Below are 24,854 nucleotides of genomic sequence, written 5' to 3'. Positions count from 1 at the left end.
GTACAAGAAGCCAATGTCATAGACATAAAAAGGGACAGAGAAAGATAAAATACCCGGGAGATGTTCATTCGTATAACTTTATTGATAAGGTGATGAAAGCAAGTCGGATCGTAGCCATGTCGTTCTGTGAGCCAAGGAGTTGATAATATGCCTTGTCTTCTAAGCCCGCTTGGCCTCCGACTTACTTTTTTGTAGTGTACAAGAAGCCAATGTCATAGACATAAAAAGGGACAGAGAAAGATAAAATACCCGGGAGATGTTCATTCGTATAACTTTATTGATAAGGTGATGAAAGCGCCAATTTTAAAAAACCTGAGGATCGTATACTCAAAAGTGTCATTATTTATCTGAAGTAACAAGAGATTTAGCTGAAGTAAGAAGGGGCAAACCTGTTTATAAGGGGGTATTTTTCTTTCACATGCATGAGGTGCTAAAAACATGGCCCTTAATCTAAATGAATGGGCTAGTTATAAGATGCTGGTTTATTGATCTCTGGTAAAGTTTACTGATCCCTTATAAAGCTTATTGATCCCTGGTAAAAGGCACAAACCGGACTTTAGTAACATCTGTAGTAAATACCTTGCCCTTTCTTTTCTCTAAAAGCACCAGGGTTTGTACAGCAGAGGAGGCACCTACCGGGATAACCATTCTGCCACCATCCTTCAATTGCGCTATCAATGGAGGAGGAATTGTTTCTGCAGCAGCCGTTACAATGATACCATCAAAAGGAGCCTTTGCTGGTAAACCCTTATAGCCATCCCCGGTAATAACCTCCACATTTTGATAGCCGAGGTCATGCAATTTCTTTTTGGTTTGCATGCCAAGCGCTTTCACAATTTCTATAGTGTACACTTGCTGAACGATTTCTGCAAGAACGGCGGCCTGGTAACCAGAGCCTGTGCCTATTTCAAGGACACGATGTTTTACCTTAGGCTCCAGCAATTGTGTCATGTAGGCAACCATAAAAGGTTGCGAAATTGTTTGACCATAACCAATTGGCAATGGCATATCGTCATAAGCATTTTTCTGATGTTTTAAAGGTACAAACAAATGGCGTTTTACCTTGCGCATGGCCTGAAGGGTTGCCCGGTGGTTGATACCACGCTCTTCAATTTGTTTGCGGACCATATGATTGCGCAGTTCATCATCCTGTGGGGGGAAGGCCGGTCTTGCAATCCAAAAAGCAAGTAATAAAGACAAAAAAGGTTTCATCTCAATGATGATTATCGAAAATACAGACGGCAAATTTGGTTCCAAACCATTGTAAAAGAATATTTTGTCAGGGTTTTCTAAGTGAATACTGGTGCAAATTTAATTTACTTATGTAGTTTAAATTTTGCTACCTGTTGACTGATTTACCTGTTAGCTGATTTAACTATCAGCTGATCACAAAAAAAGCGGAAGGCTTTTGACCTTCCGCTTTAATAATGCTCATTTGCAGGTAATGCTGTCAGCAAGTTTTGCTAATGCGGAGAGGTTTGTGCAAACGTTGAGCTTATAGCTTATTTGAGCAATAGATTGTCAACACCTGTAAGCGCAATTAACTTTGCTTGCGCACATATTTAGTAAGGATAACAATCAGTTGTCCTTCAATTCTACCTTCAATTTGTTCTTTATTATTGTCAACCAGCTTAATATTCTTAACAACTGTACCTAATTTAGCACTTAAACTGGAGCCTTTAACATCCAACGTTTTGATCAAAACTACAGTGTCACCATTTTCCAATACATTGTTGTTGCAATCCATATGGAATTTAACTTCCGAATCATTTTCATGATCGCCTGTAGCTTTTGCCCATGCTAATGTAGCCTCATCAAGGTACATCATGTCTAAGTTATCAATTGCCCAGCTTTCTTGTCTTAACCTGTTCAGCATGCGCCAGCTCACTACCTGTACACCTGGAACTTCGCTCCACATGCTTCCAGTTAAGCATTGCCAGTGTTTACTGTCTAATGATTCTTTTTTTTCGATCTGCGCTAAACATTTGCCACATACCATTACACATTCTTCTAATGTAGGGTTGGTATGAGGGGGCACTCCATAAACACTTAGGTTATCTTCTGATCCACACAGTTCACATTTTTTTTCGCTTCGCTGAAGCAGTTGTTCTTCGATTTTCATAGTAGTGATTGATACTGGCGGCGAAGATACGCATGTGTTGCTATTTACAAAGCATAAAGAACATCTTAAGTTTGCCTTTATTCATCGTCACAAAGGAACTGATTTTATTGTTTTTCACATACAAATTAATCATCCTTTGATGCTCACGTTTAATGGCATACACATGTTTGTGTTCTGTTGAATCTATTAAGATTATTTTTGCTGCTTCTGGATAGTCGTCATAATTTAAGATCTTTAAGTCTTGATTGGACGAATTTCCTATTTCCTTTCTCAGCAAGTCAACCTGGCTAACTACTAACTTATAATATTCAGAATCGTGATTTTTTTCTGTTTAGCATAAGTAATTAGAGATGATATCATCTGTCTTCATCTTCGGATCGGCAAGGGATTTAATAAACTTATTAATTAACCTTGTATCCTCATTTGACTTTAACCCACAAGAGGCAAACATGAAAATTAATGCTAGAAGAATGTATTTGATCATTGTCTTGGGTAATGAAGTTGGAATATAAATATATTATCCCGGATTTCGTATAAATCCCCCCACATATAACCCTCAAATAATTTGGCTGGATGTCTTCCTATCACATTGCCTTGATCGATATCTAAATTTCTGGAACTAGCTTTTAAATTTGGCTTAAATCAGAAATCCTATAACTTTTAATGCGCGATTGGCATGGAGCCTATGCTGTACCTAATACTTTCTTGCTGGTCATCAGGTAAAATAAAAGCCATAAAAAAAGGAAACAACCATTATCTGGTGTTTCCTTTCGTAGCCCGCAGGGGAATCGAACCCCTGTTTCCAGAATGAAAATCTCGCATCGGTCAGGAAAATAGTTTTTTCTTATACCCTAAACAGCTGCCTAATGATACTCTCCCCAGGTATTGAACATAAAAATTTATCTTTATGCATGAATTCACTGATTAAATAGCTAAGTAATAACCAACAAATCTCCATCAGTTAGCAATAGATGATTTACTAATGGAGATTTTTCTCGAATTTGGGTTGTCGTTCTATTTTCTAAACAGAAAACCTTAACAATTATATTCCAATTTCTGAAAGTGGTACCGTAATTCCTCTCGGACGATAAAAATTAGGATCTCTAGTGGCACCAGTTCCTGTGCATTCAGCCTGTCCACAGGCACCGAAGTTTACACAATAAGTAATCAGCAATCCGCCAGCTGTAGATTCTGGATGAATGATAGGCGTATAGTATCTAATACGACCATCGTTAAAAGTCTCATTAATGGTATACACCAATTTACGAGGAGACCATGGTCCTGTAGGGCTTGAAGAAAAAGAGGTATATACGCCCCTGTTTCCGTCACAATTATAACCACTTGTTATTGTACATAACACATATTTACCATTTACTTTAGCCACACTATTAGAAGCAAGAGAGGTTGTTACAGCACAGGTGCACCTGTTTGTATTCCAAACAAAACCATCCCAATAAGTCCATACACTAGGATTACTCTGGTGGAAACGAGCTACATAAACTTCGGAGTTATAACCAAAATTAGTTCCCTTCTGCCCGAAGCAATATACATACCCATCTGCTTCCTTAACCATACCTGCTGAATATAGCGCTTCTACTTGACCCGACATATTATTAGGTGTAATACGAACAGGAGCGGTATTCCATGCCGTACCCGTACTTTTCGTAAGTTTGTAAAGTGCTTGATTGGTTGGGTTTAGGCCATTGCCCTCTGCTGCATATATATATACATAGTTACCTATTTCTACACCCGCACCTGGCCATGTCCAAGTAGTTCCCGGCTGCTTAGGAATCATATTTCCTATATTATTAACCGCACCTGTCCGGGTCATCATGGGTGCAGCTGAAGACCAATTAGTTTTTGTTGGCTGTATAATAATAGAGTTACTGTAGGCAATTGTGTGGTTGCAGTATAAATAATTGCCCGATAGGGAACCCTGATAATAAGCATCTTGAGTTACCCAAAGCACTCTCCCGTCAGAAAGTGGAATACTGGATCCCTGGTCAAAAGCAACAGATCCTGTGGTACGTTTAAAAAAATTGGTAACAGTTTGGTCCACCCACGCTGAGGTGGTAATAGGTTGGTCCATCCACGCTTTGGTTATACTCTGGGACGTTTCTCCAGAGAGTGGCTCACTTGTACCAGAAGAAAGAGTTCCATCTTTCTTGCAGCTCTGCATCAGTAAAAGCGAAGCTAAGGCATTAATAATTAATAGTTTTTTCATTGTTTTATATTTAGGTGAATTATTGGCTGATTTTAATATATCATAATCAATTTTAACTATAAAGACATTTTAATTAGGTTTATTTATAGCTGACTAACGAATGAGATACTATAAACTTGAAATCAAAAAAGCTCAAAAATTCCAACAACACACCTATCATTGACACAATTTTAAGATTCTACCTTCAGTCCTAAATATTGAAATATTAAATTATTAAAAGCATCGCTTCCTAGTTACCTAAGGATAGCAAATAGGTTATGATAACTATACCCACAGATCGTAATTATCTACATATTTCTTTGTTTGGTTTTATAATTGGTTAATGCAATTTAATATTTTAAAACGATTTAGCAAACTAGGTAAGAGAATTTTAGAACATTTTGTTTTTTGTCCATCAATAAAAAATCCCGAAGCTTTCGCAACGGGATTATATCATAAATTCTGGTCTATTATTCTACATTCTGTTAAGTAGCATTTTAGGCATATTTTTCATCATTTTGGCAGCTAGTAACTAATAAATCTAGCATTTTAGTGTCAACTAATGATGCAGTTGCAGAAGCATACGATCCTATCGAACCATTATAATATTGAATAAACTCTTTGCAAATTGTCTTTAGATCTTCTTGTGTTCACAAAAAAGTGAGGGGTAATTGCTTCATAAGGGAAACTAGCTGACGGAACCGCAGATGGAGAGAATAGAATGTATCTTGCTTTCTCTTGGAGTTCGTATACAACCTCTACACTCCCCGTTGAACAAGCAGCAAACATAATATATTCAAAATCTGAAGGTATTGCATTCCTAAAATCAATAATATCCATTTCTTGGTTATTATCACTTCCGAATGATTTGGTTTTTCTACCAGTTGGAGGTGCCCATGATGTAGCATGCGACCACAATACAAGCCAATAAGAATTTGCTGGTGACAGTTGGCGGGCATTCGTTATTAAACAATACTAAACTATTTTGATGGCAGATCAACAAATGCTTCTGCTGAATCTTTTAACGCCAAGATAAAGGCATTCAGCAGCCAGTTTAGAGGAGTAAAAAGTATTGAAATCTTCTTCTATCGCCTTACTCAACTTAATGCTTAAAAACACCATTAGTCCACAAGACTTGATCCCCTATTTATCAATATCTACCTGAATTTCAATAAAAAAGGGTTGCTCTTAATAGAGCAACCCTTGTCTTTTTTTTGGAAAATTCCCTTTCGTAGCCCGCAGGGGAATCGAACCCCTATTTCCAGAATGAAAATCTGGCGTCCTAACCGGTAGACGAGCGGGCCAAATGAATTGCCTTAACATTACTGTTACGAATTCTTTGGTAGCGGGGACCAGACTCGAACTGATGACCTTCGGGTTATGAGCCCGACGAGCTACCAACTGCTCCACCCCGCACTGTATATGCATTTTATTTCAAAGCTAAGCCTGCATAAGCTTATTAAAAAGCCGTCAACGAAGTTAACGGCTTCTAGTATTGAGTAGCCCGCAGGGGAATCGAACCCCTATTTCCAGAATGAAAATCTGGCGTCCTAACCGGTAGACGAGCGGGCCAAATGAATTGCCTCAACATTGCTGTTACGAATTCTTTGGTAGCGGGGACCAGACTCGAACTGATGACCTTCGGGTTATGAGCCCGACGAGCTACCAACTGCTCCACCCCGCACTATATGTGCACTGTAAAATAAAAACCTAAGCGTGCATAACTTAAATCTTGTAGCCCGTAGGGGAATCGAACCCCTGTTTCCAGAATGAAAATCTGGCGTCCTCACCCCTAGACGAACGGGCCTTTTGAATTGCCTTAACATTGCTGCTACGAATTCTTTGGTAGCGGGGACCAGACTCGAACTGATGACCTTCGGGTTATGAGCCCGACGAGCTACCAACTGCTCCACCCCGCACTTTATACAATTTAAAGTCATTGTTAAATCCTTAACTCTTCCTCCGAATTGGAATGCAAAGATATAATTCGTTTCTTTGCGGTGCAACTTTATTTTAAAATTTATTTTCATGTCACATAAAGCAGGTTTTGTAAGTATAATAGGTAAGCCCAATGTGGGTAAATCAACATTAATGAATGCCTTGGTGGGTGAAAAGCTTTCTATCATCACACCCAAAGCACAAACAACCCGTCACCGTATTCTGGGTATTGTCAACCAGGAAGACTATCAAATTGTCTTTTCTGACACGCCAGGCATCATTAAACCGCGTTATGGTTTGCAGGATTCTATGATGAACTCTGTAAAAGGCGCATTATCTGATGCAGATTTATTACTGTTTGTTACAGACATTAATGAGGAGCATGATGAGAATGATGTCCTTGAAAAGATCATTAACACCACCATCCCTATGGTTGTTTTGATCAATAAAATTGATAATGCCACACAAGTTCAGGTTGAGGAAAAGATGGCGTACTGGCAAGAAAAGTTAAATCCTAAGCATATTTATGCCATTTCTGCATTACATAAATATAACCTTGACGGAATTTTAGGGATGATTCTTGACTTTTTGCCAGAACATCCAGCCTATTATGATAAAGAAGAACTGACTGACCGCAGTCAAAAATTCTTCGTTTCTGAAATTATCAGAGAAAAAATCTTTAACAACTACCAAAAAGAGATTCCTTATAGTACAGAGGTGATCGTTAAATCTTTTAAAGAAGAAGAAAACATCACCAGAATCAGCGCAGAAATTATTGTGGAGCGCGACTCTCAAAAGAATATCCTGATTGGAAAAGGCGGCGCCATGCTTAAAAAGGTTGGTACTGAAGCCCGTAAGGATATTGAGAAATTTTTGGATCAGAAAGTTTTTCTTGAAACCTTTGTAAAAGTATTGCCAGATTGGCGCAGTAAAAAGAATTATTTAAAAAGTTTCGGGTACGAAAATTAAACCTACCTTTGCAACCCCTTAATAACGAATACAATTCACTAAACATATGAGTAACATTATCGCAATCGTCGGAAGACCAAATGTAGGCAAATCTACCCTTTTTAATCGCTTAACTGAAAGTCGCAAAGCAATTGTTGATGATTTTAGTGGCGTAACCCGCGACCGTCATTATGGTACAGCAGAGTGGACAGACAAAAATTTCACCGTTATTGATACTGGTGGTTATGTTGCAAATTCAGAAGATGTTTTTGAAGCAGCCATCCGTGAGCAAGTTGTAATTGCCATTGAAGAAGCTACCGTTTTACTATTTATGGTAGACGTAACTACTGGAATTACAGACCTTGACGACGAAATTGCTGCTTTACTAAGAAGAAGTAAAAAGCCTGTTTTTATTGTTGTCAATAAAGTTGACAACACCGCTTTAGAAAATGAAGCTTCCGTATTTTATAGCTTTGGCTTAGGTGAGATATTTTCTATCTCTTCTATGACAGGTTCTGGTACTGGAGATTTATTGGACGAGGTGATCAAACATTTCGAAGATCTTCCAGAAGAAGAAAATGCTTTACCTAAACTAACTATTGTTGGTCGTCCTAACGTTGGTAAATCATCATTAATCAACGCCCTGATTGGTAAAGAAAGAAACATCGTTACCCCAATTGCTGGTACTACCAGAGATTCTATACATATCCATTACAACCAATTCGGACATGAGTTCATGTTTATTGACACTGCCGGCTTGCGTAAAAAAACTAAAGTAAAAGAGAATATTGAGTTTTATTCTGTGATGCGTACCATCAAAGCTTTGGAAGAAGCAGATGTAGTTTTATTAATGGTTGATGCTGTTGAAGGGCTGGAAGCACAAGATGTAAACATCTTTCACCTTGCAGAGAAAAACAAAAAGGGTATCGTCATTTTAGTCAACAAATGGGATTTAATTGAAAAGAATAACCAAACGGTTAAAGTTTTCGAAGAGCAAATCCGCACCAAATTACAGCCATTCACTGATGTGCCTATCGTATTTGTTTCTGTATTAAACAAACAACGTATTTTCCAGGCCATCGAAACCGCTTTAGAAGTTTACAAAAACAGAGCTAAGAAAGTTCCTACTTCTAAATTGAATGATATCATGTTGCCGATCATTGAAAACTATCCTCCACCTTCTAATAAAGGGAAATTTATCAAAGTGAAATATGCAACACAAATCAATGCTACTTCACCAATGTTCGCTTTCTTCTGTAATCTACCACAGTATATTAAAGAACCTTACAAACGTTTCATCGAAAACAAATTAAGGGAACATTTTGATTTTAAAGGAGTACCTATTCAAATCTACTTCAGACAGAAATAAAAAGATTACTGCAGGCTTGCTAAAGCCTGCTTTACAACATCATCGTGCTGATTAAGGGCTCTGTAATAGCCTGGATCACCTAAGTGATATTTAAACAACAATACCCTAAGGTCATTACAGATCACTGGTTTAGCAGCATTAAGCTGACGCTGGTCTATAATGACCTTTTTGCGTTGCAGGTATTTTACAAAAGCCTGGAAGTCATTGTTACTGACATCAAAAGTATCCATGTTTTGCACCAGGTACTGGCTGTTATAGCGGCTACCCAAAATGTCGTAAACAAAATCAAACATCAGTTTCTCCGATGACAGGGTATAATATAATTTATTGTAGCCTATGGTATCAAGTTTAACAAACACATCCGGATGGATACCTCCCCCGCCGAACACCTTTTTCCCGGCACCAGTTACAAAGGCTATATTTTTCTTTACACTATCTTCAGTTTTCAACCTGCTTGCTGTCAGCTCACCATCGTTAAAGCGGTCGTCAAGCTCTCGTTGATAGGCGTTATAGCCTTTTTTGTATGATTTCTGTATACTACGGCCCAAAGGCGTATAATATCGTGCTATAGTCAGGTTTACGGCAGAACCATCCCCAAAGGGAAATTGCTCCTGCACCAGTCCTTTACCAAAAGAACGCCTCCCAACAATTACACCCCTATCAAGGTCTTGAACAGCACCTGCAAGAATTTCACTCGCCGAGGCCGTATATTCATTGATCAGGATAGCCAGTTTTCCATGCTCAAACAAGCCGCCGCCGCTGGCAATGTAGTCTGTTCTAGGTTCATGCTTACCCTCTGTATAGACTATTAATTTGTTTTCAGGAAGAATCTGGTTGGCTAAACTTGTTGCCGCACTCAGGTAGCCTCCCCCATTATCTCTTAAATCAAGGATAAGTTTGGTCATGCCTTTTGCTTTCAGCACACTCAATGAATCGGCAAAATTAACATCGGTATTAGCCCCAAATTTGCTGATCCTGATGTAACCCGTATTGGCATTCAACATGTAGGAAGCATCAATACTGCTCACGATGACGCTGCTTCTTTTAATTTTTAAAGTAAGAGGCTTTGACAAGCCCTGGCGATAAACCACTAATTCAACTGGTGTACCTTTTTTCCCTTTAATCCTACCCACCATTTTTTCACGTGGCAACTTTTTGCCGCTCACATAAACACTGTCCACCTTAATGATCCTATCGCCGGGTTTAATTCCTGCTTCATATGCCGGACCCGCTTTTACAACACTCGTAACCAGCAGCGAATCGTTTAACACATAATACTCTATGCCAATACCCTGAAAATTACCTTCCAGTGTTTCCATCTGTTCGTTGGCTTCTTCAGGTGGCAAATACATGCTATGGGGATCCAGCTGATGTAAAATACTATCAATGGGTAAATTATACAATGAGGTGGTGTTGACCTCATCCACATAATTCTTATCAATTAAATGGATAATCTCATCAACTTTATGGGTATTATCTAAATTTGAAACGACGGGTCTGACGATTTGAAAACCCTGGTCCTTAAGAAATTTATAACCTAGAAACATTCCACCTATTAATGTTACGGAATAAGTGAGCGCAATAAAGAGGTGGTGACGGGTATTTCGATTCATTTAACAGCTGTTGCTCAAAGTTATGAAATAACAAAGTTATTTATCTTAAATAACGTCAGTGATTTTAAAAATGTTTAAAATATTTTCCTGGAGGCCACGTTAATGCTAAACTTTATAAAGTGATTGCTGTTTTGATTTCTAATTTAGGAAGAAATTGACGAAATTTAGCCAAAAAAAGTATATGATAAGAGTTACCGAACAAGAATCCAGGTATAATGAAATAGACAAAATGTCTGTCCTTGAAATTTTAAAGGGGATTAACCAGGAAGACAAGACTGTTCCTTTAGCCGTAGAAAAATCAATCCCGCAGATTGAAAAACTCGCTTCTGCCGTCTCTGAACGTATGCAAAACGGTGGCAGGCTCTTCTATATTGGCGCTGGCACAAGTGGACGTCTAGGGGTTGTAGATGCCTCAGAATGTCCGCCAACTTTTGGTGTTCCCTTTGATTTTGTTGTAGGAATTATCGCTGGTGGTGATACCGCCATCAGGAAAGCGGTGGAAAATGCCGAAGATGATGATGCACAAGCCTGGATAGACCTTCAGGAATATCATATCAACGAAAAAGACTGTCTGATTGGTTTAGCAGCCTCTGGTACTACGCCATATGTGGTAGGCGGTTTAAATACGGCACGCAAACATGGCGTGTTAACAGGTTGCATTGTTTGTAATGAAGGTGGCCCAATAGCCCAAGAAAGTGATTTCCCGGTAGAAGTTGTGGTAGGCCCAGAATTCCTGACCGGCTCTACACGTATGAAATCCGGCACGGCACAAAAGCTGGTCCTCAACATGCTCAGCACCACAGTCATGATCAGACTAGGAAAAGTTAAAGGCAATAAAATGGTAGACATGCAATTAACAAACCATAAATTAGTAGACAGAGGCACTCAAATGGTGATGGCAGAGTTAAACATTGACCATGCACATGCTGAAGATTTGCTGTTGCGTTATGGAAGTGTTAGAAAAGCAGTGGAAGCCAGTACTAAGTAAATTACGACTATGCATGAGATAGAACCATATTACCAATGGCGCGATGATTACATTGCCGCTGAAGATGAGCGTTCGCCATTTTTTAATACGGAGTATTCAGAGTTCTATTTTGACAAACAACTATATAACTTCCTGATACATCCGCAATGGGATGATTTTGGTTCCAACACTTTATATATTAAAGTCCTTTTTGTTGATTACGACAGGCAGTATGCGATCATTGAATTTATGGGCGAGTGGAATGATGCCATCAATAATGACATCATGCTGCTCAAGCGTGAAATTCTGGAACTCATGATTGATGAAGGGATCAACAAGTTTATCCTGATCGGTGAAAATGTACTTAATTTTCATTCTTCGGAAGACAGCTATTATGAAGAGTGGTTTCAGGATGTAGAGGATGGATGGATTTGCGGCATCAATTTCAACCCCCATGTCATTGAAGAATTTAGAGAATGTAACCTTGACTACTACATCAACTTTGGGGGTTTGCTTGACGATTTGGCATGGAGAACCTTAAAACCTTTGCAAATTTTCAAGAAAGTTGAAGAAATCCTGACAAAAAGACTAGGGGCATAGCTTTTGTAAGAGTCAAACAATGATTATCTTTAAATAAATTTAAAAACACATGGATAACAATAATAATTTTAATTGGGTGCAAAAACCTGAATATGTTCAACAACAAACAGGCGTGGCGAAGAAATTCTTTGCCAGTGTTTTCTTGTGGATGTTTATTGCTTTAGGTGTATCTACCTTAGCTGCTGTTTACATGGCTAACACGCCGGCAGCTTTAGATTATTTGATCAGATACAATGCCGAAGGTCAGCGCACAGGCATGACCATCCTAGGCTATATTGTGATGTTCGCACCGCTAGGCCTGGTTCTATTAATGAGCGCCGGCTTAAGTAAACTTTCTTATGGTGCCCTGCTTGGCACATTTATCCTTTATTCTGTTTTAACGGGTGTAAGTTTAAGTTTCATCCTGCTTACCTATCAGTTGGGTTCTGTTGTTGGCTGTTTTGCTGGCGCAGCAGGTATCTTCGGTATCATGGCTGTTTTGGGTTATACCACAGACACAGATTTGAGTAAATTCGGACCAATATTAATGGTGGGTGTAATCGGCCTTGTTATTGCAAGTGTTATCAATATGTTTATCGGCAGTTCACAATTTGATTACATCATGAGTTTCTTTGGTGTAGCTATATTTACTGCCTTAACAGCATACGACGTTCAAAAATTAAAACGTATTGGTGCGGGCATTGAAGAAAATGGCGACCAGATTGCCATCACTGACAGCAAGAAATTAGCAATCATGGGTGCCTTGTCTCTTTACCTTGATTTCATCAATATCTTCCTCTTTTTACTAAGAATATTCGGAAGCCGAAAATAACCTTATTCAGAACATAATTTGGAAGGCCATGCATTATTGCGTGGCCTTTGCAATTATATAAGGTTTCATTGCCTTTTCTTTGGAAATCATTTTTCTTTGTTGCACATTTGTAGCGCTTATAGAGAAAGACGGAGGGATTAGACCCTGCGATGTCTTAGCAACCTGTGCTTACAAGGTGCTACATTCTACTGAAACGAGTCCATATCGTTTTGGAAAGATAAGTTTGAATCGACTCCTTACCGGAATCCCGAATAAGCCTTTTAGTTTGGTCTACCCCCGCTGTTTGATGTAAATCATGCTGCAGGTACCCCTTACTTTTAACAATATTGACGCATGAGTATCAGAGAAGAACTAGAAAAAAGAATATTAATTATAGATGGTGCAATGGGCACCATGATACAACGCCACTCCTTAACAGAAGCAGATTTTAGAGGCGAACGATTTAAAAATCACCCTTGCGATGTGAAAGGCAATAACGACCTCCTTAACCTTACCCGGCCAGACATTATCAAAGGCATTCACCTTGACTATTTAACTGCAGGTGCCGACATTATAGAAACCAATACTTTTAGCACCCAAAGAATCTCTCTTGCCGACTACCAGATGGAAACACTGGATTACGAGATGAGCTTTGCCGGTGCACAAATTGCCAAAGATGCCGTAACAGAATTTATGGCTGCCCACCCTGAGCGCAAATGCTTTGTGGCAGGTGCTGTAGGGCCCACCAACAGAACCTTATCCATCTCTCCCGATGTTAACGATCCTGGATTCAGGGCCCTGACTTTTGATGAACTTGAAGACGCCTACTTTCAACAGGTTAAAGGATTAGTAGATGGTGGTGCTGACGTGCTTTTAATAGAAACGATTTTCGACACGCTAAATGCAAAGGCTGCCATCTTTTCCATCAAAAAATATGAGCAGGAAATTGGCCGCAAAATAGAGATCATGATCTCCGGAACTATCACTGATGCATCCGGCAGAACACTTTCTGGCCAGACGGTAGAAGCTTTTTTGAACGCTGTCATTCACGCCAAGCCTTTAAGTATAGGCTTCAACTGTGCCCTCGGTGCTAAAGAAATGCGTCCACATATTGAAGAGCTTGCCGCAAAAGCCAATTGTTATGTATCTGCCTATCCTAATGCAGGTCTTCCCAATGAATTTGGTGCTTATGATGAGGCTCCTCATCAAACGGCACATTTAGTAGAAGACTTTATGCAGCATGGCTTTGTTAACATTGTGGGTGGTTGTTGTGGCACCACGCCAGACCATATTTCCTGCATCGCTAAAAAAGCGAAGCTCCTTCAACCTAGAAAAATACATACACCTGAACGTTATTTACGTTTGAGCGGCCTGGAAGCGGTAACGGTAACTCCAGAAAGCATCTTCGTTAACATTGGTGAAAGAACCAATATTACAGGATCACCAAAATTCTCTAAACTTATCTTAAGTGGCGACTATGAAGCTGCCCTTACCGTTGCCAGACAACAAGTTGAAGGTGGTGCTCAAATCATCGATGTCAACATGGATGAAGGGATGATAGATTCTGAAGCCGCAATGACCAAATTCCTAAACTTGATTGCCTCAGAGCCAGACATTTCCAAATTACCCATCATGGTGGATTCCTCAAAATGGACCGTCATCGAAGCAGGTTTAAAATGTCTGCAGGGAAAAGGTATTGTAAACTCCATCTCCCTGAAAGAAGGTGAAGAAAAGTTTATGGAAAGTGCCCGCAAAATCATGTCTTACGGTGCTGCCGTAGTGGTCATGGCTTTCGACGAGCGGGGCCAGGCAGATAATTTCGAAAGAAGAAAAGAAATCTGCAAGCGTTCTTACGACTTGCTGGTCAATGAAATTGGCTTTCCTGCCGAAGATATCATCTTTGACCCCAACATCCTTACCGTAGGTACGGGTCTTGAAGAACACAATAACTATGCAGTGGATTTTATTAAAGCGACCCGCTGGATCAAAGAAAACCTCCCTTATGCCAAAGTAAGTGGTGGTGTTTCCAATATCTCCTTTTCTTTCCGTGGCAATAACTCGGTGAGGGAAGCCATGCACTCTGCTTTTTTATACCATGCCATTAAAGCGGGTTTAGATATGGGTATTGTGAATGCCGGGATGCTGGAAGTCTATGAAGCCATCCCAAAAGAATTGCTGGAATATGTGGAAGATGTATTGCTTAACCGCAGAGATGACGCCACGGAACGCCTGGTTGAATATGCAGAAACAGTAAAATCTAAAGGTAAAGTTTTAGTTAAAGATGAAGAGTGGCGCAAGCTTAGCGTGGAAGAAAGGCTGTCGCACTCCCTTGTAAAAGGTATTATAGAATTTTTAGATGCCGATGTGGAAGAAGCAAGGCAGAAATACGATAAGCCCATCCATGTGATTGAAGGTCCTTTGATGGACGGAATGAACATTGTGGGTGATTTATTTGGTGCCGGAAAAATGTTCTTACCCCAGGTGGTTAAATCTGCCAGGGTAATGAAAAAGGCCGTTGCCTACCTCCTGCCTTTTATTGCACAGGAAAAACTGGATAACCCTGATGGTAGCACCAGTTCTTTCGCTGGCCGTGTTTTAATGGCCACTGTAAAAGGTGATGTACACGACATTGGCAAAAACATTGTTGGCGTAGTACTCGCCTGTAATAATTTTGAAATTATCGACATGGGTGTAATGGTTCCCGCACAGGATATCATTAAAAAAGCACGTGAAATTGATGCCGACATTATTGGCTTAAGTGGCTTAATTACCCCCTCGCTAGATGAAATGGTGCACTTTGCCAAAGAAATGGAACGTGAAGGTTTTACCATTCCCTTAATTATTGGCGGTGCCACCACCTCCCGTATCCATGCAGCGGTTAAAGTTGCCCCACATTATTCTGGTCCGGCTATTCATGTGCTCGATGCTTCCAGGAGTGTTACGGTATGCAGCACTTTAATGAATAAAGATACCCGAGGTGCCTACATAGATCAAATTAGACAAGAATACGATAAAGCCCGCGAGGCTCATTTAAATAAACGTTCTGATAAACGTTACAAAAGTATTGAAGAAGCCAGGGCCAGTAAGTTTCAAATAGACCCTAAAGAGGTTGCCCCGGCCCCTGCTTTTACAGGAACAAAAGTATTTGACAATTACCCGCTGGAAGAGCTTGTTCCTTATATTGACTGGACCCCATTTTTCCATACCTGGGAGCTTAAAGGCAGCTATCCAAGAATTTTAACTGATGCCTCCATCGGTATCGAGGCCACCAAACTTTTTGAAGATGCACAAGAACTGCTCGCCAAAATTGTAAGGGATAAAAGCTTAACGGCAAAAGCCGTTATCGGCTTCTGGCCGGCAAATGCCGATGGCGATGATATCATTCTGGAGGCTGAAGGCAAACAGGTAACCATCCACACCCTTCGTCAGCAAAGTGAAAAAGTAGCCGGCGAACCTTATTATGCCCTATCCGACTTTGTAGCCCCTAAAGAAAGTGGTAAAGCCGACTATTTTGGTGGTTTTGCCCTCACTACAGGCATTGGTTGTGATGAAATGGTGGCAGAATTTGAACGCGACCATGATGATTACAACAGCATCATGGTAAAAGCACTGGCAGATCGCCTTGCTGAAGCTTTTGCAGAAAGAATGCATGAGCTGGTGCGTAAAGAATATTGGGGTTATGCCAAGGAAGAAGATTTATCAAATATGGAATTGATTAAAGAAGCTTATGCAGGCATCAGACCAGCACCAGGCTATCCTGCCTGTCCTGATCATACTGAAAAAAGCACCTTATTTGAATTGCTGAATGCAGAGCAGGAAATTGGCCTTAAACTGACTGAAAGCTTTGCCATGTACCCTACCGCAGCGGTCAGCGGTTTTTATTTCGCCCACCCTCAATCCAGGTATTTCGGCTTAGGCAAAATTACCAAAGACCAGGTGGTGGACTATGCGGAACGCAAGAGCCTCAGCCTGGAGGAAACTGAAAAATGGCTCAGTCCTAATTTAGCCTATTAACCTAAACCTATACAACCGATCACATACAACACATGAAGATAAAAGACCATATTGAATGCGCCAAGGGTAAAACTTTATTTTCCTTTGAATTATTACCACCCGTAAAAGGACAAAGCATACAGGGGATATTTGATGCCATTGATCCTTTAATGGAATTTAATCCACCTTTTATTGATGTAACCTACCTCCGCGAAGATTACATTTATAAACAGCATGCCAATGGTCTGTTAGAGAAAGTTGCTTACCGCAAACGCCCAAGTACTGTGGCCACCTGTGCCGCCATCATGAATAAATACAAGGTAGATGCAGTACCTCACCTCATTTGCGGTGGTTTTACCAAAGATGAAACTGAAAATGCGCTGATCGACCTGCAGTTTCTGGGCATTGACAATGTGTTGGTATTACGTGGTGATGCCAGAAAAAGCGACAGCTCTTTTATCCCTACTGCCGAAGGCCATTCTTATGCTTCTGACCTTGTGAAACATGTAATGGACATGAACAATGGTAAATACCTGCATGAAGATATTGATAACTCTGAAAAAACAGATTTCTGTATCGGTGTAGCCGGTTATCCTGAAAAACATTTTGAGGCCCCCAACCTGGATACAGATTTTAAATACCTTAAATTAAAAGTTGATTTAGGCGCTGAATTTATTGTAACCCAAATGTTTTTCGACAACGAGAAATACAAAAGGTTCGTCGATAAATGCCGTGAAAACGGTATCAATGTACCCATTATTCCAGGCTTAAAACCGTTGACCAGCAGCAAGCAGCTGATCAGTTTACCGAAAACTTTTCACCTTGATATTCCTATAGAATTGAGTGAGGCAGTCTCGGCTTGTAAGTCTGAAAAAGAAGTAAGAGAACTTGGTATTGAATGGATGATTCACCAATGTAAAGGATTGAAAGAAATGGGTGCCCCGGTGTTACACTTTTATACCATGGGCAATTCTGGTCCAACTAAAAAAATTGCACAGGCTTTATTTTAGACCTTAACCCTTACCTCAAACAAAAAAAGATCATTGGCTTTAACCCCAATGATCTTTTTTTTGAGCTGTCTATTTAAATTTAAAACAACATAGACAAAAGCTATATCAGCTTTAACAAGTAAGCCTTAAAAGCGTCAAAATCAGCATCCATGGCAATGGCCATTTTCACTCTTGAAGTCAATTCTTCTACCTGCTCAGGAATCTCTATCTCAGCTGCAATTTCTAAAGGGAACACTGATGGAAACTTGCAGGGATGTGCTGTAGACAAGAATACGCCCGCAAAATCATCCTCAGGTTGTGCTGCTGTATAAGCTTGCAAAGCTAACCAGGCAATAGCGGTATGCGGACAAGCCACATAGTTATATTTCTTATAGATAGCTTCAATAGCTTGCAGCGTTTCCTCATCATTATAAGTATAACCCTTTACCAGTTGAGTAATTGCTGCACGGTCCTGGTTAAAAAGATCCATAATCCGCACCCAGTTACTTGGCGTACCAACATCCATGGCATTGGCATAGGTTTGTATAGAGGCTCTGGTTTCATAAACACCCGTTTGCAGGTAACGAGGAACCGTATCATTGGCATTGGTTGCGGCAATAAATTGTTTAACAGGCAGACCCATTTTATAGGCTAATAAGCCTGCCGCAAGGTTACCAAAATTACCGCTTGGCACAGCAAACACCACTTCTTTTTTTCCTTGTTTCACCATTTGTGCATAGGCGTAGAAATAGTAAAAAGTCTGCGGTATTAGTCTCGATATGTTGATGGAATTGGCAGAAGTAAGTCTTCTTTTTTCATTTAATTCATCATCAGCAAAAGCTTGTTTCACCAGCTGCTGGCAATCGTCAAAAGTGCCATTCACTTCTATGGCATGTATATTTTGACCATTTGTACAGAGTTGTAGTTCCTGAATATTACTTACTTTACCTGTGGGATATAAAATGGTGACACGTGTATTCGGGACACCTAAAAAGCCAAGGGCAACAGCACCACCGGTATCGCCAGAAGTGGCCACAAGCACATCAAGCAATTTTTCATCTTCCTTAAGGAAATAAGACATCACCCTGCTCATAAAGCGGGCACCAAAATCTTTAAACGCTAAAGAAGGGCCATGGAAAAGTTCCAGTACATAAGTATTTTTATCCAGTCGGCGGGCAGGTGCATCAAAGTTGATGGCATCTTCTACCAGCAGTTTTAAATCTGCTGCAGGGATGGCATCTCCTAATAAAGCTGAGGCAACTTTAAATGCAATTTCTGGCAAGGTATAATCACTGATATTATTGATAAATTCCGGATCCAATACGGGTATGGTTTCCGGCATATACAAACCTTTATCCTGGGGCATGCTGTTGAAAACAGCCTCCGGAAAAGCTACATTTAATTGACGGTTATTGGTGCTGTATAATTTCATGGTTATTGGTTCTTGGTTAAGGTTGGTTTTTATATTAATCTAGTATGATAGGCCCCCGCTGGTTAACGGGCGATACATAAGCCAGACTATTGATATTTACTTTTTTAAGGAGCCCCTGCAGGCTTTCCGTAATGTTGTGTGCTGTTTGTTCATCTTTAGTTAAGGCAAATACCGATGGTCCGGAGCCAGAAATACCAAAACCTATGGCACCTTTTTCCATCGCCAGCGCCCTCATCTGGTAAAATTCAGGGATTAAGATCGATCTTGTGGGTTCAATAAGCACATCTACCATACTTCTCCCAATCAAATCATAATCTTTTAAAAACAAGCCGCTCACTAGGCCAGCCACATTACCCCATTGGGTTACCGCATTTTTTAATAGTACTTTAGAACGGATCATCTGCCGGGCATCTTTGGTAGGCACATCCACTTCCGGATAAACGATGGCTGCATACAAATCTTCCGGAAAAGGAAGACTGATCACATCCAGGGGTTCGTAACTTCTAATGAGCACAAAACCGCCTAATAAAGCAGGTGCAACATTATCAGCATGGCCATAACCACAAGCCAGTTCTTCACCCTTCATGGCAAAGGGCACCAGCTCTTTATTAGTCAAAAGGTTATCCATCAACGTATTGATAGCGAATAAACCAGCAACTGTACTGGCAGAACTTGAGCCTAAGCCACTGCCAATGGGCATCTTTTTATGTAATTCTATCGATACACCGATGTCATTTCTTCCAATATGCTGGAGGTAATGCTGCACACTGGCGCTCACCGTGTTTTTAAAAGGATCTAAAGGCAAGCGGCCTTCATCACCCGTAATTTTAGAAATTACTACGCCTGGTTTATCGGTGAAGTGCATTACCACCTCATCACCAGGCGCGTTTACCGCAAAACCTAAAACATCATATCCACAAACAACATTGGCAACAGTAGCCGGGGCAAAAACTTTTATAGATGCTCTCATTTCTTGCCTACATTTATAATGTCAGCAAATACACCAGCAGCAGTAACTTCTGCACCAGCACCAGGTCCTTTAACCACTAATGGTCTTTCTTTATATCGGTCTGTCGTAAATGAAATGATATTATCACTGCCAGAAAGGGCAAAAAACGGGTGACTTTCATTTACCATTTGCAGGGTAATTTCCACCTTTCCATTTTCTAGTTTCCCAATATAACGCAACACCTGCTGGTTACTGGCGGCAGTGGCTTTCATATTTTCAAAATAGGCAGCGTTATTCTCCAGTTCCTGGTAAAATTCAGCAACAGAAGCAGCAGCCAAACATGCAGGCGGCAACATACTTTCTATAGAAATGTCATGCTCTTCCATCGGATATCCTGCATCACGGGCAAGGATCAGCATTTTACGCATAAAATCCTTTCCATTTAAGTCATCGCGTGGATCTGGTTCTGTATAGCCCAATTCCTGTGCTTCTTTAACCACATTGTGGAATAACCTGTCGCCCTTAAAGTTGTTGAAGATATAAGAAATGGTACCCGATAAGATCGCCTCAATACGGGCAACTTTATCGCCGCTGATCATCAGGTCCTTTAACGTTCTGATAATTGGCAAGCCCGCACCCACATTTGTTTCATAGTAAAAGTCTACACCAAATTTTCTTGCTGCTTTTTTAAATGATTTGTATTGTTCATAGTCTGCAGAATTACCGATCTTGTTACAGGTAACAATAGAAATGCTGCTTTGCAGAATTTCCTTGTAGAAGTTAACCGGATTTACACTTGCTGTATTGTCTACAAACACACAGTTAGGTAAATTCATGGCTTTCATTTTCTTGACGAACAACTTTAAATCTGCCGGCTCCGCTTTTTCCTGCAGCTTATTCTGCCAGTTTTCCAAGTTTAAACCCTCATTGCTTAAATACATCAGCTTGGAATTGCTGATGCCCATTACTTTGACCTGCAGGTCGTTATTTTTAGCAAGGTAAGGCATTTGTTTTTCCAGTTGCCTAAACAACTCTTTACCGATATTACCTGTACCCAGGCAAAAGATATGCAGCGTCTTTTTCAGTTCCGCATAAAAAGCATCATGCACGGCATTTACAGCTTTAGAAAGGTCTGCTTTAGACAAGATCACCGAGATATTATATTCAGAAGAGCCTTGTGCAATAGCCCTCACATTGACTCCATTTCTGCCCAATGCATTAAACAACCTTGCCGAAATGCCCGGTGTATGTTTCATGTTCTCGCCTACAATTGCCAATACAGAAAGTTCGTTCTCCACTTCAGGGTATTCCAGTTTATTGGCCTGTAACTCCAGTTCAAACTCTTTGCTGATTAAATTCAAAGCTTTGATGGCATCGGCAGGTTTCACGGCGAAAGTAATGCTATGCTCTGATGAAGACTGTGTAATTAATACGATATTGATTTGTTCTCTCGACAATAAAGAAAAAAGGCGACCACTGAAACCTGTTTTACCAACCATGCCACTACCAGAAAGATTCAGGATACTGATATCATCAATAGAAGAAATACCTTTGATGGGCAATTCAGATGGTTTTACATTATGACGAATATAGGTGCCGGGGAAACTGGCATCGAAAGTATTTTTGATAACGATGGGTATTTTTTTCAAAAAGGCAGGTGTCATTGTTGGTGGATATATCACCTTGGCACCAAAATAAGAAAGCTCCATGGCCTCTGTATAACTCAGCTCTTCTAAAGAAAAAGCCTTTTCAACAATTCTAGGGTCAGCAGTAAGCATACCGTTAACATCTGTCCAGATCTGTATTTCATGAGCATTTAAGGCAGAACCCCATATGGCAGCGGTATAGTCACTTCCTCCCCTGCCTAAAGTCGTAATTCTACCATCGTCATTGCTGGAGATAAAACCAGTTACAAAAAGTAAAGTGGCCTCCGTATTTGCATAAAAATCATTGATTAGCAATTCAGTCAATTCCATATTCACTTTTGCTTGTCCGAAATTGCTGTCGGTTTTAATCAGCAAAGAGCCGTCCACGGCTTCCACACCAGACACCTTTTGTTTGGCAATATGGCTCACCATAAATGTAGAGCAACGCTCGCCATAGCTTAAAATTAGGTCTTTTGTTTGTGCGGTTAACTCTTTGATGTTGTAAACAGCCTGCAAAATATCTTCCAGTTCATTAAAATAAATTTTAAGCTTCGTGAAGACAGGGTTTTGTGCCGATGCAGGCAGCAAAGTACGGATGACCTCAAAATGTTTTTCTTCGATGGCTAACAAGGGAGCGGAATAATCTTCACCAAGCTGGGCTTTTTCTGCCATTTCGAGTAAAAGATTGGTAACGCCGCTCATGGCAGAAAGGACAACAATGCAAGCCTCTTCTTTTCTTGATTCTTCTACAATGTCCAGCAAAGCGCTGATACTCTTGGCCGATCCTACCGATGTGCCGCCGAATTTTAAAATGTTCATGTTTTTAGGTTAAAAAAAAAGCGCCTCCCTGTTTAGGGGAGGCGCTTTCTGTGGTTACAATTTATATTATTTTATTACACATTAGCTTACCTCCCCCTGGATATCCCGGTGGTGGTGCTAATAATAATAATGGTTGAGTTCAGGTTATACATGACGTATTTTATACACTAACTATGTTAGGTATAAAGTAAAGTTATATTTTTCTAAATACCAAATGATTATTAAAAAATATTAATTCGATACCTTTACGCATCATATGCAAGGATTAGTAATAAAATCAACAGGAAGCTGGTATCAGGTACACGCAACAGATGGTCAGGATTATGACTGCCGTATCAAAGGGAAGTTCCGTATCAAGGGCATTCAAACCACCAATCCTATTGCCGTAGGGGACCAGGTAGTGTTTGATTTGGAGCCCAATGCAAATACTGGTGTCATTCACCAGTTGCTGGAAAGGAAAAATTATATTATCCGTAAATCCATTAACTTGTCTAAACAAGCACAAATCATTGCTGCTAATATGGACCAGGCTTTTCTGATTGTTACCCTGGCTTCACCGCGGACCTCATTGGGCTTCATAGACCGTTTTCTGGTGACCTCAGAGGCTTATCGCATTCCAACGATGCTCATCTTTAATAAACTGGATTTATTTTCTGGCGAAGGTTTAGAGATTCTCGCTCAATATAAAAGCATTTATGAAAAGATAGGCTACCCTTGTTATGAAGTTTCGGCTTTGGAAGGCACAAACCTAGACCAGATAGAATCGTTATTGAAAGACAAAACCACCTTATTCTCAGGACATTCTGGGGTAGGTAAATCTAGTCTGATCAATGTTTTATTGCCCGGCATGGAAATCAAAACAGGAATCATCTCTGAGGCCAGCGATAAAGGGCAGCACACCACCACCTTTGCTGAAATGCACACCTTACCTTTCGGCGGTTATTTAATTGACTCTCCGGGCATCAGGGAACTGGGTATTTTCGATATCAGACCTGAAGAACTAGGGCATTATTTTGTGGAGATGAGGGCTTTGATGAATCAGTGCAGGTTTAACAATTGCCGACATGTAAACGAACCGGGTTGTGCGGTGATGGATGCCGTAGCAGAGGGCTCTATAGACATCAGCAGGTACGAAAGTTATTTAAGCATTTTCCATGGCAACGAAACCAGGGCTTAACCGAACGGAAATTTAAGATGAGAGCAATTATACAAAGAGTAACACAGGCCAGCTGCCGTGTAGATGAAAATATTACTGGTGCTATTGAACAAGGTTTACTGGTGTTTTTAGGGATTGAGGATGCTGACACCGTGGAAGACCTGGATTGGCTGGCACAGAAAATAGCCGGCATCCGTATTTTTAGTGATGAGCAGGACCTGATGAACAAATCATTGGCCGATATTGATGGCAATATTTTATTGATAAGCCAGTTTACCCTTTTTGCGGCTACTAAAAAAGGCAACAGACCTGGTTTTACGCGCGCGGCAAGGCCAGATAAAGCCATTCCTTTATATGAAAGCATGATCAAAAAGCTCTCTACGCTAATTAATAAAGATGTGCAGGCAGGCATCTTTGGTGCCGATATGAAGATCAGTCTTTTGAACGATGGTCCGGTGACGATCATTATTGACACTAAAAACAAGGAATAATGACAATTAAAGAAGCACAGGAAACCGTCGACCAGTGGATTACCTCTACCGGGGTCCGTTATTTTAACGAGCTCACCAATACCGCTATTTTAATGGAAGAGGTGGGTGAAGTGGCAAGGATCATGTCGAGGAAATATGGCGAGCAGTCTTTTAAAAAGAGCGACGAAGCCGTTGATTTGGGCGAGGAAATGGCAGATGTGTTATTTGTATTGATTTGCCTGGCTAACCAGACTGGTATTGACCTGACGACAGCTTTGGAGCGTAAAATGGCGAAGAATAGTGTTCGTGATGCGGATAGGCACCAGAATAATGAGAAACTGAAATAGGATAAGGATTTATAGAATGCCATTTTGTAAGGGAATTATAATGCATTTACGCAGCTAGTTTAAAACCAAAACTTCGGCAATAAAACCGATTTACTGCCGATAATTTGAAATCTGTTTATCGTGATTTAATTAGATTAATCTGACACAAAAACCGCTGACAAACAACGACATACTGTATTTTTAAGTATTTTTGTATGACACATGAATCCATGTAAAACACATGCCATGAACTCAACGTTGGACAAAAAATCAACTTCTATAAGTTTACAGCAGAATTTATACTTATACTTAAAAAAAATCAAATCGCAGTCTAAATAGTTATATAGAAACCTTATTACTAGAATGTTCAGGATTTTTGGAGCCCAATGAAAAAACAATATGTGCTATCAATGAAATTAAAAACAACAAGCACATATTAGATGCAATTAAGGGGCAGGAAGAATTACCAAAATTAGTTGTATAGTAAATTCAGTATTAATTCAATACATGTATAGCCTATTCAG

19 protein-coding genes, 6 tRNA genes and 1 riboswitch are annotated in these 24,854 nt (G+C 40.2%); of the genes, 11 read left to right on the top strand and 14 right to left on the bottom strand.

The genetic code is table 11. The annotated features are described in order from the left end of the window. Window positions 1-522: 522 nt before the first annotated feature. The 4 genes from ACR2F7_RS08985 to ACR2F7_RS08970 form a co-directional block, all read right to left on the bottom strand. The gene (locus ACR2F7_RS08985) at window positions 523-1,212 is read right to left on the bottom strand and encodes a protein-L-isoaspartate(D-aspartate) O-methyltransferase (RefSeq protein WP_432713234.1); all 690 of its coding nucleotides are present in this window, start codon (window positions 1,210-1,212) and stop codon (window positions 523-525) included. Window positions 1,213-1,540: 328 nt separating this feature from the next. Further along, window positions 1,541-2,122 (bottom strand): PhnA domain-containing protein, encoded by a 582-nt coding sequence (locus tag ACR2F7_RS08980; RefSeq protein WP_432713233.1) that lies wholly within the window; start codon window positions 2,120-2,122, stop codon window positions 1,541-1,543. Between the two features lie 1,042 nt (window positions 2,123-3,164). Beyond that, window positions 3,165-4,346, bottom strand: coding sequence for a DUF4185 domain-containing protein (locus ACR2F7_RS08975; RefSeq protein ID WP_432713232.1), 1,182 nt, complete (start codon window positions 4,344-4,346; stop codon window positions 3,165-3,167). A gap of 579 nt (window positions 4,347-4,925) precedes the next feature. Further along, window positions 4,926-5,273, bottom strand: a complete 348-nt coding sequence (locus ACR2F7_RS08970; RefSeq protein WP_432713236.1) for a clostripain-related cysteine peptidase — start codon at window positions 5,271-5,273, stop codon at window positions 4,926-4,928. Between the two features lie 24 nt (window positions 5,274-5,297). Between ACR2F7_RS08970 and ACR2F7_RS08965 the strand changes: the two genes are divergently transcribed. Then, window positions 5,298-5,438, top strand: coding sequence for a transposase (locus tag ACR2F7_RS08965; protein ID WP_432713235.1), 141 nt, complete (start codon window positions 5,298-5,300; stop codon window positions 5,436-5,438). A 119-nt stretch (window positions 5,439-5,557) separates the two neighbouring features. Here ACR2F7_RS08965 and ACR2F7_RS08960 read toward each other — a convergent pair. The 6 genes from ACR2F7_RS08960 to ACR2F7_RS08935 all read right to left on the bottom strand — a co-directional run bounded on the left by ACR2F7_RS08960 (window position 5,558) and on the right by ACR2F7_RS08935 (window position 6,244). Continuing rightward, a tRNA-Glu gene (locus ACR2F7_RS08960) sits at window positions 5,558-5,629 on the bottom strand. Window positions 5,630-5,665: 36 nt separating this feature from the next. Beyond that, window positions 5,666-5,741, bottom strand: a tRNA-Met gene (locus ACR2F7_RS08955). Window positions 5,742-5,825: 84 nt separating this feature from the next. Further along, a tRNA-Glu gene (locus tag ACR2F7_RS08950) sits at window positions 5,826-5,897 on the bottom strand. 36 nt (window positions 5,898-5,933) lie between these two features. Next, window positions 5,934-6,009, bottom strand: a tRNA-Met gene (locus ACR2F7_RS08945). A gap of 51 nt (window positions 6,010-6,060) precedes the next feature. After that, window positions 6,061-6,132: transfer RNA gene (locus ACR2F7_RS08940), tRNA-Glu, on the bottom strand. Between the two features lie 36 nt (window positions 6,133-6,168). Then, window positions 6,169-6,244: transfer RNA gene (locus ACR2F7_RS08935), tRNA-Met, on the bottom strand. Between the two features lie 109 nt (window positions 6,245-6,353). On the opposite strand from ACR2F7_RS08935, the gene era reads away from it, so the two are divergent. Both era and der read left to right on the top strand, forming a co-directional pair. After that, complete coding sequence (era, locus tag ACR2F7_RS08930; protein WP_432713231.1) at window positions 6,354-7,232, top strand: GTPase Era; 879 nt, start codon at window positions 6,354-6,356, stop codon at window positions 7,230-7,232. Window positions 7,233-7,278: 46 nt separating this feature from the next. Further along, the gene (gene der / locus ACR2F7_RS08925) at window positions 7,279-8,580 is read left to right on the top strand and encodes a ribosome biogenesis GTPase Der (RefSeq protein WP_432713230.1); all 1,302 of its coding nucleotides are present in this window, start codon (window positions 7,279-7,281) and stop codon (window positions 8,578-8,580) included. A 5-nt stretch (window positions 8,581-8,585) separates the two neighbouring features. Here the strand turns inward: der and ACR2F7_RS08920 are convergent, their stop codons facing one another. Beyond that, window positions 8,586-10,193, bottom strand: a complete 1,608-nt coding sequence (locus ACR2F7_RS08920) for a S41 family peptidase (protein ID WP_432713229.1) — start codon at window positions 10,191-10,193, stop codon at window positions 8,586-8,588. 181 nt (window positions 10,194-10,374) lie between these two features. Between ACR2F7_RS08920 and murQ the strand changes: the two genes are divergently transcribed. The 5 genes from murQ (at window position 10,375) to metF (ending at window position 17,553) form a co-directional block, all read left to right on the top strand. Further along, window positions 10,375-11,181 (top strand): N-acetylmuramic acid 6-phosphate etherase, encoded by an 807-nt coding sequence (gene murQ, locus ACR2F7_RS08915; protein WP_432713228.1) that lies wholly within the window; start codon window positions 10,375-10,377, stop codon window positions 11,179-11,181. Between the two features lie 9 nt (window positions 11,182-11,190). After that, the gene (locus ACR2F7_RS08910; protein WP_432713227.1) at window positions 11,191-11,760 is read left to right on the top strand and encodes a hypothetical protein; all 570 of its coding nucleotides are present in this window, start codon (window positions 11,191-11,193) and stop codon (window positions 11,758-11,760) included. A 49-nt stretch (window positions 11,761-11,809) separates the two neighbouring features. Continuing rightward, on the top strand, window positions 11,810-12,571 hold the full coding sequence (locus ACR2F7_RS08905) for a Bax inhibitor-1/YccA family protein (protein ID WP_432713226.1): 762 nt from the start codon (window positions 11,810-11,812) through the stop codon (window positions 12,569-12,571). 113 nt (window positions 12,572-12,684) lie between these two features. Continuing rightward, a riboswitch (SAM riboswitch) is annotated at window positions 12,685-12,795 on the top strand. Between the two features lie 109 nt (window positions 12,796-12,904). Continuing rightward, window positions 12,905-16,564: a methionine synthase gene (metH, locus tag ACR2F7_RS08900; protein ID WP_432713225.1), complete on the top strand. Its 3,660-nt coding sequence runs from the start codon at window positions 12,905-12,907 to the stop codon at window positions 16,562-16,564. A gap of 32 nt (window positions 16,565-16,596) precedes the next feature. Further along, the gene (metF, locus tag ACR2F7_RS08895) at window positions 16,597-17,553 is read left to right on the top strand and encodes a methylenetetrahydrofolate reductase [NAD(P)H] (RefSeq protein WP_432713224.1); all 957 of its coding nucleotides are present in this window, start codon (window positions 16,597-16,599) and stop codon (window positions 17,551-17,553) included. A gap of 100 nt (window positions 17,554-17,653) precedes the next feature. Here metF and thrC read toward each other — a convergent pair whose 3' ends face one another. Genes thrC through thrA form a run of 3 tightly spaced genes read right to left on the bottom strand, consistent with a single transcriptional unit; the run spans window position 17,654 to window position 22,378 of the window. After that, complete coding sequence (thrC, locus tag ACR2F7_RS08890; RefSeq protein WP_432713223.1) at window positions 17,654-18,964, bottom strand: threonine synthase; 1,311 nt, start codon at window positions 18,962-18,964, stop codon at window positions 17,654-17,656. Between the two features lie 34 nt (window positions 18,965-18,998). Beyond that, on the bottom strand, window positions 18,999-19,934 hold the full coding sequence (locus ACR2F7_RS08885) for a homoserine kinase (RefSeq protein WP_432713222.1): 936 nt from the start codon (window positions 19,932-19,934) through the stop codon (window positions 18,999-19,001). Further along, window positions 19,931-22,378, bottom strand: coding sequence for a bifunctional aspartate kinase/homoserine dehydrogenase I (gene thrA, locus ACR2F7_RS08880; RefSeq protein WP_432713221.1), 2,448 nt, complete (start codon window positions 22,376-22,378; stop codon window positions 19,931-19,933). Before thrA ends, ACR2F7_RS08885 begins: the two co-directional genes overlap by 4 nt. 256 nt (window positions 22,379-22,634) lie before the next feature. Here thrA and rsgA point away from each other — a divergent pair, with 256 nt between their 5' ends. Genes rsgA through ACR2F7_RS08865 form a run of 3 tightly spaced genes read left to right on the top strand, consistent with a single transcriptional unit; the run spans window position 22,635 to window position 24,351 of the window. After that, a complete protein-coding gene (gene rsgA, locus ACR2F7_RS08875; RefSeq protein ID WP_432713220.1) occupies window positions 22,635-23,555 on the top strand; it encodes a ribosome small subunit-dependent GTPase A in 921 nt (306 codons plus the stop codon). 17 nt (window positions 23,556-23,572) lie between these two features. Continuing rightward, complete coding sequence (gene dtd, locus ACR2F7_RS08870) at window positions 23,573-24,025, top strand: D-aminoacyl-tRNA deacylase (protein WP_432713219.1); 453 nt, start codon at window positions 23,573-23,575, stop codon at window positions 24,023-24,025. After that, on the top strand, window positions 24,025-24,351 hold the full coding sequence (locus tag ACR2F7_RS08865) for a nucleotide pyrophosphohydrolase (protein ID WP_432713218.1): 327 nt from the start codon (window positions 24,025-24,027) through the stop codon (window positions 24,349-24,351). The genes dtd and ACR2F7_RS08865 overlap by 1 nt, the downstream gene beginning before the upstream one ends. The last annotated feature ends 503 nt before the right edge of the window (window positions 24,352-24,854 follow it).

It is taken from the genome of Pedobacter sp., assembly GCF_045628745.1.
In the GTDB taxonomy this organism is placed as follows: domain Bacteria; phylum Bacteroidota; class Bacteroidia; order Sphingobacteriales; family Sphingobacteriaceae; genus Pedobacter.
This window is presented reverse-complemented; position numbering and strand designations above follow the sequence as displayed.

Coding starts and splice junctions, on each gene's coding strand:
- ACR2F7_RS08985 (WP_432713234.1), bottom strand. CDS start 1,212: ATGAAACCTTTTTTGTCTTTATTACTTGCTTTTTGGATTGCAAGACCG.
- ACR2F7_RS08980 (WP_432713233.1), bottom strand. CDS start 2,122: ATGAAAATCGAAGAACAACTGCTTCAGCGAAGCGAAAAAAAATGTGAA.
- ACR2F7_RS08975 (WP_432713232.1), bottom strand. CDS start 4,346: ATGAAAAAACTATTAATTATTAATGCCTTAGCTTCGCTTTTACTGATG.
- era (WP_432713231.1), top strand. CDS start 6,354: ATGTCACATAAAGCAGGTTTTGTAAGTATAATAGGTAAGCCCAATGTG.
- der (WP_432713230.1), top strand. CDS start 7,279: ATGAGTAACATTATCGCAATCGTCGGAAGACCAAATGTAGGCAAATCT.
- ACR2F7_RS08920 (WP_432713229.1), bottom strand. CDS start 10,193: ATGAATCGAAATACCCGTCACCACCTCTTTATTGCGCTCACTTATTCC.
- murQ (WP_432713228.1), top strand. CDS start 10,375: ATGATAAGAGTTACCGAACAAGAATCCAGGTATAATGAAATAGACAAA.
- ACR2F7_RS08910 (WP_432713227.1), top strand. CDS start 11,191: ATGCATGAGATAGAACCATATTACCAATGGCGCGATGATTACATTGCC.
- ACR2F7_RS08905 (WP_432713226.1), top strand. CDS start 11,810: ATGGATAACAATAATAATTTTAATTGGGTGCAAAAACCTGAATATGTT.
- metH (WP_432713225.1), top strand. CDS start 12,905: ATGAGTATCAGAGAAGAACTAGAAAAAAGAATATTAATTATAGATGGT.
- metF (WP_432713224.1), top strand. CDS start 16,597: ATGAAGATAAAAGACCATATTGAATGCGCCAAGGGTAAAACTTTATTT.
- thrC (WP_432713223.1), bottom strand. CDS start 18,964: ATGAAATTATACAGCACCAATAACCGTCAATTAAATGTAGCTTTTCCG.
- ACR2F7_RS08885 (WP_432713222.1), bottom strand. CDS start 19,934: ATGAGAGCATCTATAAAAGTTTTTGCCCCGGCTACTGTTGCCAATGTT.
- thrA (WP_432713221.1), bottom strand. CDS start 22,378: ATGAACATTTTAAAATTCGGCGGCACATCGGTAGGATCGGCCAAGAGT.
- rsgA (WP_432713220.1), top strand. CDS start 22,635: ATGCAAGGATTAGTAATAAAATCAACAGGAAGCTGGTATCAGGTACAC.
- dtd (WP_432713219.1), top strand. CDS start 23,573: ATGAGAGCAATTATACAAAGAGTAACACAGGCCAGCTGCCGTGTAGAT.
- ACR2F7_RS08865 (WP_432713218.1), top strand. CDS start 24,025: ATGACAATTAAAGAAGCACAGGAAACCGTCGACCAGTGGATTACCTCT.